Genomic DNA, 5,838 nt, shown 5'->3' with positions numbered 1-5,838 from the left:
CCGGATTCAGAAAAGGCCGAGGCGGTCGAGCAGTTGCTTGATACACCTGACCTTGCAACCGCACTGGAAAGCGAACAGTTCAAAAGTCCTAGAACTGCCACTTCAGCTATCGGAAATCCTTTCCGTCCGTCGTAGGTTGTCGTCACCCAGGCCCCGCATCAGCATGTCTTGCTGCATGCGCTGGCGAAGTGGAGAGATTGTTGCATCGGTCGACAGGGTAGCCATGGCGAGTTCCTCTCGTTGAAGGGAACTCCATGGTCAGATCGCAGGCTTTACCTGCTCCCTATGAATACGCGTCATCTCAGAACTAGACGACCATCCCGCGAAGCGGGTTCGTGCATCGGGCGCGAAGCGGTCATTCGCCATGCGATGGTCAGAGGTCCTTTCGGGTCATGAGCGTTGGTTCTGTGGACGCCGCCTTTCGGGAAAAGCGATCCGGCGTCAGGAAGGTCCGGAATGGGTCCAGATCACCAGCAACAGGTGCAAATTTGCCAGACTACAATCTGGACATTTCGGACGATCCGTACTATCTAGGGCGAGAAATATGGTGCCAATGGTGGTCGTTATGAACGCTCGCAACTCGGCAGTTCGCGCAGATGCAAAGGTCGATCGTGAGACGGTCGCTGACATTCTCGATGTGTTATCGCGACGCCATCCAGGAATATCCAAGTCCGCTCTGAAAGCCGCCGGCAAGGCGGTCGCCGCCCTGACGGCGGTAACGTCTCGTCTGTCCCCTGCCGAGCAGCGCCAGATCGCTGCGCACGAACAGGCACTGGCGAGAGCAGTGGAGAATGTGGTTACGGAGCTCGCCCGACCCAGTAAGATACTTGCTCCAGTAGAGGTCGAAAAGCCCGTGGAGGTCAGCCAGGGCGCAGGCCGCGGGAAGGTCTTTGATCTTGAAGAGGGCCGGCTGCGCCTCGCTGAATATGCAACACCGACACGCCTTGAGGATTGGGCTGGTCCTGTCGCTGGTCCCGGCGAGATCGAAAAGATGTTCGGGACGAAGCGTTCGACCCTGCACGATTGGCAAAGGCGCGGAGCCGTGATCGGACTGCTCAAGGGCGAGCGGAAGCACGTATTTCCGCTCGCCCAATTCGTCGACGGTCGTCCTGTTGAGGACATGGCCCGGATCACGAAGATCATCGGGAATCCTCGTGCGACGTGGCTGTGGCTGACCCAGCAGCATGTGAGCGACACCGGCGAAACGCCGCTCGACCGACTCAAGGCTGGGCGCATCGATGAGGTCGTCGCTGACGCCGAGTTCGATTTCGGCTGATCGTGGAGCTTGACGCCGAAGTCGTCGCGGACCTGGCAATTAGGTTCCAGCCGCAACACTACCTGCGGGCAATGCGACAGGAGTACGCAGCTACTCCATTGGGCATGGGGTTCGGACAATCGCGCTTCGCAAGCCCCGACCGGTCCTTCATGGTCCTCTACATTGCTCGCGACCTGGCGACGGCGATCGCCGAGACGATTATTCGCGACCGGTTCGAGGGAAAATCTTACCGCATGCTGCATCTCTCGGAAATCGCTGGCTGGGCCGTGTCCGAAGTCTCTGCTACGTCGCCCCTGACGGTGATCGACGTCCGGACCACCGGCCTGCTGCGGCTTGGGATCAGCACCGACGCTGCACGTGCCAAACAACAGGAGGAAGGCCGGAAGCTGAGCCAGGCTCTCTTTAACGGGTTCGCAGTTGACGGGATCCTCTACTATTCGCGGCTGACCGGAGCGGAATGCGTGGCGGTCTACGACCGCGCCGTGGAGGGCAGGCTCAAGGCCCGACGGGCCAGGGCGCTCGAACGCCATGCCGAACTCGTGCCGGCGTTGAGGCAGCTGAACGTTCGGGTTATCCGCGGCGACCTTTCGTAAGGAGCCGTCGGGCTATCTCTAACCTAGATCACTCGTGCTGCGCAACGCGAGCGCTGGCGCGTGACGCAGGATGGCATGAAAACATCACATCTGGAGCAATGGCTGAGAGGGTTTAAGGCAGAAGTCTCGAAAACTTCCGCACCTGGAACGGTACACGCCTACATTGCTAGACGGCACGCCTCTGTTCCGGCAAAGCTGCGAATCGCGGGGCCACTGGCAATCCGCAGGTCGGTGGGTTCAGGCAATGCTCATTGAAAGATGGGCCGCCGACTTTCCTTTGGCCGTAAAGCTCGGCGGGTTGTCGGTCTCAATTGCCGTCTCAAATTGATCGGCGGGACGCGGATGGCTAGCACGCTGCCGTTCGAACGCACCAGCGTCGGAGGCGCCTTGCTTTTGTGTCGGAACAGAAGACTTGCCTTTGGGTGATCACCCGTCATGACTAGGGATGAAGCAGAACAGGGTGTTCGCTACTTTTGCACAAAATGGGCTGAAGAGCGCGGGCTTCCTCATCAGCCAGAGAATCCAAGATTTTCCGATTTCTTTTCTTGGCTTGAGCAGAAGTCGCCGGGCCACTTGAAATTCCGAAGCAGCACTTCGGTGCGGGACGACGTCGAGCGATGGTTCATCGACGAATTCAAGCAAGGTTGGCGCTACTAGCAAGCGATTTCCGGAGAGGCCGGTGCCGTGCTCCGGGCCACCTTCCGCGATCACGCCATACCCACTTCACTTGCCTCTGTTAGCTTCTTCCTGCGGCGGGAGACCCCAATCCCGCCTGGCCGGCGCCTAACAGGCAAATCTACCCCAACGCCCCCCAAACGGCGCCGGCCACCTTCCCGCGAGCGACTGTCAGCCGGTCTAGTGGATCCCGCCAGGAGGTTGTAGCTCGAGCGTTCCTTGACGTTTATATGCTGCCCAAGCCTCGGCAGGCACTGCCGAATCCGCCCGGGCCAGCCAGTCCGCGCGCTCAGTCTCGGTAAGTGAATTCCACCACTGCATGCCGGCTATTTCATCAGCAGTCGGATTCCGGTTCGGTTCGTCTGCCATTTTCTTATCCTTGCATACGGCTTGAGTGGCGCAGGCCCGCAACTATCAGAACGGCCAAAAGCCGGCCAAAAAAGCCGGCATTTTGGAGTGCGCCCCTGAGGGTGGACAGATCGGGATGTGTGGATTGACCAGCCTTCCGGGTTTTCGGAGAGAGAACCCATGGCAAAGCACCGCAGTCACAGCATCGAGTTCAAACGCCAGGTCGCGCAGGAGTTCATCGCCGGCGAGACGCTGCACGGCTTGGCTAAGCATCACGATGTCTCGCACAACCTGATCCGCATCTGGGTGCGCAAATATGAGCAAGGAGCGTTCGACGATGATGCGCAGGCCGCTGACCTGATCCAGGAATACGAAGCACGGATCGCAGCGCTCGAACGGTTGGTCGGTAAGCAGGCTCTGGAACTGAGTTTCTAAAGGGGGCTTTGAGAAACGCACCGCGGCCGAGAAGCGGGACTACATCCGTCATCACCGGCCCTGCGGCATCAGCGTTGCCGAAGGATGCCGGTTGATGGGAATCGCGCGCTCCACCTACTACGATCCCCTGGAGAACCCGGCCGACGACACCGCGATCGTCGAGGCAATGTTCTCGATCAGCGACGAGTTCGAGTTCTACGGTTATCGCCGTGTCGGCGCTGCGCTGCGTCAGCAAGGCCTCGTCGTGAACCACAAGAAGATCCGGCGCCTGATGCACGAGCATGATCTGCAGCCCAGGATCAGGCGGCGCTTCGTTGTGCGGCCTCCTTGTCGCTGTCTAACTTATCCTGCAGCCGATTTGTAGCATCTACGGTCGACCCAGTTAGTGAGCCTGCTCGGACGGTTCGTCCGGCCGGCGCTCGGCCTCCTCGGGGCGACGATCTCGCTGCTGTTCGGTCACGGCATCGACATTTGCAGGGGTTTTGCCCTGCACTTCTGCCGGCCCCTCTCGGGTCTGCTCTGCCGCCTCGATAGCGCGCTTAAGCTCCGGATCGTTCTCGGCTACCTCGCATATAGGTGTTGCCCTGGACGGCAAGCTCCGCCGCGCGAGCCAGTCCGCGCTCAAGTCAGCTCGGAATAGCCTTGGAGCAAATTATCGATGCCATCAGAGACATGAACGCGTCGCTAGACGACCAGCGATCAAAAACCGAGGCCCGCCTTCCAAAGCTGACCTAAGAGACACATAGCCGGTCAGCCCAAAAGAAAAAGGCGGCTGGAGAAGGGCGTCGTTTTGCGGGTATCTCCGATCGCCTAGACTCAATCAGGCGACCTTGAGATCCTTCATCGCCTTTTCAAAGACATCCTTGATTGGCTTGGATATATCTTCGGCAGCCTTGGTCGTCACGGCCTGAAATTCCTTGGCCTGCTCTACGGTCAGTTCGACCTGCTTGCGCAAGAAGGCAGCCTGCAGCTCGAGGAACTCGGAGGGCGCCCTCACGGCAACCAGGGCTTCGAGGTGCGAGAAGCCGGCTTCGGTATTGGCGCGCAGAGCAGCAATTGTCTTCAGCGACAGCTCGTTGCCGACGGTCTTGGAGGTTTCGAGGCTCGACTGCAGCGCCTTCTGGGTCGTCTCGGTGCCTGAGGCAAATTTCGCATAGGCTTCTTTCGACTGCTCGAGGCCCTTTTCGGCGACAGCGCGGATCTGGTCGGTAGCCATCGACGGGTCGAAGGTCGGGAATTCGGAATTTTCAACGGTGTCAGCGGTCTTGGCCATAGTTTCCATCCTTTTCAGCGGGCGGCCCTTCACAAAAGCCGTCTCATTCATCTACGAAACTGACGTTACGGCATTTGTAGTGCATTGCAATATTTTTGTGCGACGCACCATCCTCTTTATCCGAGCGTTAACCCGCTGAACTTTTCGCCTGCCGAGGCATGATCCATGACGACAATGTCGCCGGGGTTGAGGGGGGACGAGAACTTTGTCGTCATAGATTTTGAACCTCTCGCCGTTGATCGGTCCGTCGATGAGCGATGGTGCATCGACACGGTCGTGGCGCAGCGCCGCCAGGAAGGTCACGATCTTCCAATGGTCGTTCGGCGCCTTGGCTTTTATCCTCTCGCCTCGGGGTGCCCATGCGGGATCTGGTGTGCGCCTGCTCAGCGGCGGTCGATACACTGGTCATGCATCGTCAGCAGGTTGGCGGATTCATGCTCAAACATGGTCGTCGATTCCCAGGAAACCTGGACGATTCGCTATCTGCGCTGAGTTCAGGAGCAACGGTTTTGAATATCCAGCGCAGCAGCTTGCCCAGATCGAGCATAACCGCAAGACGGGCCACCTCGCGCCGCCCAGCGTAATCAGCCAGTGCGTTCATCACGTCAGGATCAAGATGCGATCACCGAGCGAAAGGTGCAAATGTCGCTCCGCTGACGCTTCAAAGCAAAGCCCGCGCGCCTCACCGATAAGAGCTTTAGCTATCGCGTTGGCGGCATCGTCGCGGTGCCTTCGGAACGTCGAATCCCACCGCGGCGCTCGCACTTGATCTCGGCGCGGGTTCTCCCTTGTCTCATCGCCCTGTCAACGCCTTGCAAATGAGCGAAACCAAGCTGTCGCGCGCTCGCTTGTGGAGTGCGCCTTTCGGCCGCCATGCAAGGAAATCATCAACGCTCATCCAATCAACCGGCTTTGTGTCGGCGTCTCGCTGGCTGAATTTCACGTACAGATGCAGTTCGTCCGGCACGAAGACGACCCTCCACGATCCTTTGATGTCATTGGCAAGGTTGTGGGCGAGGACGGTCATGGCGGGGCACTCCTTTCGCCGTGGAGCGTGCCTATCTCACGGGAAAATTGACGCTCGCGCTTTCTCAGAAATCCAACGTCCGCGTGATGCCGAAAGGTGCAGCTAGCTTTTTGTGTATCTCGATTGGGAACACGGGACCGCCGCGAAAGTTCGGTGCACGCAGCGAATCCTCCCCCTCCAGGTATTGCTGCAGATCGGTATCCCGATCGGC

At 59.1% G+C, this 5,838-nt stretch carries 7 protein-coding genes and 1 pseudogene; 4 read left to right on the top strand and 4 right to left on the bottom strand.

From position 1 onward, the window contains the following. Window positions 1-565 precede the first annotated feature (565 nt). Window positions 566-1,276 (top strand): antitoxin Xre/MbcA/ParS-like domain-containing protein, encoded by a 711-nt coding sequence (locus tag NKJ20_RS33630; protein WP_352453832.1) that lies wholly within the window; start codon window positions 566-568, stop codon window positions 1,274-1,276. Window positions 1,277-1,278: 2 nt separating this feature from the next. Beyond that, window positions 1,279-1,869: an RES family NAD+ phosphorylase gene (locus tag NKJ20_RS33625; RefSeq protein ID WP_352749892.1), complete on the top strand. Its 591-nt coding sequence runs from the start codon at window positions 1,279-1,281 to the stop codon at window positions 1,867-1,869. A gap of 426 nt (window positions 1,870-2,295) precedes the next feature. Here the strand turns inward: NKJ20_RS33625 and NKJ20_RS33620 are convergent, their stop codons facing one another. Further along, window positions 2,296-2,580: a hypothetical protein gene (locus NKJ20_RS33620; protein ID WP_352453834.1), complete on the bottom strand. Its 285-nt coding sequence runs from the start codon at window positions 2,578-2,580 to the stop codon at window positions 2,296-2,298. Window positions 2,581-3,072: 492 nt separating this feature from the next. Between NKJ20_RS33620 and NKJ20_RS33615 the strand changes: the two genes are divergently transcribed. Together NKJ20_RS33615 and NKJ20_RS33610 are read left to right on the top strand one after the other, a co-directional pair. Continuing rightward, window positions 3,073-3,327, top strand: coding sequence for a transposase (locus NKJ20_RS33615; protein WP_352453835.1), 255 nt, complete (start codon window positions 3,073-3,075; stop codon window positions 3,325-3,327). A gap of 94 nt (window positions 3,328-3,421) precedes the next feature. Then, window positions 3,422-3,691 carry an IS3 family transposase gene (locus tag NKJ20_RS33610; protein WP_352453836.1) on the top strand — a complete coding sequence of 90 codons (270 nt, stop codon included), beginning with the start codon at window positions 3,422-3,424 and terminating at the stop codon, window positions 3,689-3,691. Between the two features lie 456 nt (window positions 3,692-4,147). On the opposite strand, the gene NKJ20_RS33605 is transcribed toward NKJ20_RS33610, so the two are convergent. From NKJ20_RS33605 to NKJ20_RS33590, 3 genes and pseudogenes are all read right to left on the bottom strand, one after another. Further along, a complete protein-coding gene (locus tag NKJ20_RS33605; RefSeq protein WP_352453837.1) occupies window positions 4,148-4,609 on the bottom strand; it encodes a phasin in 462 nt (153 codons plus the stop codon). A 102-nt stretch (window positions 4,610-4,711) separates the two neighbouring features. Then, window positions 4,712-4,975, bottom strand: a pseudogene (locus tag NKJ20_RS34305) (IS630 family transposase); the annotation flags it as partial. A 418-nt stretch (window positions 4,976-5,393) separates the two neighbouring features. Continuing rightward, window positions 5,394-5,627, bottom strand: a complete 234-nt coding sequence (locus tag NKJ20_RS33590) for a hypothetical protein (RefSeq protein ID WP_352453838.1) — start codon at window positions 5,625-5,627, stop codon at window positions 5,394-5,396. Window positions 5,628-5,838: the final 211 nt, after the last annotated feature.

Origin of the sequence: Mesorhizobium sp. M0185, assembly GCF_040322175.1 — a bacterium.
Classification (GTDB): Bacteria; Pseudomonadota; Alphaproteobacteria; order Rhizobiales; family Rhizobiaceae; genus Mesorhizobium.
Note: the sequence above shows the minus strand (reverse complement) of the source record. Positions and strands in the feature narration are given on the sequence as shown.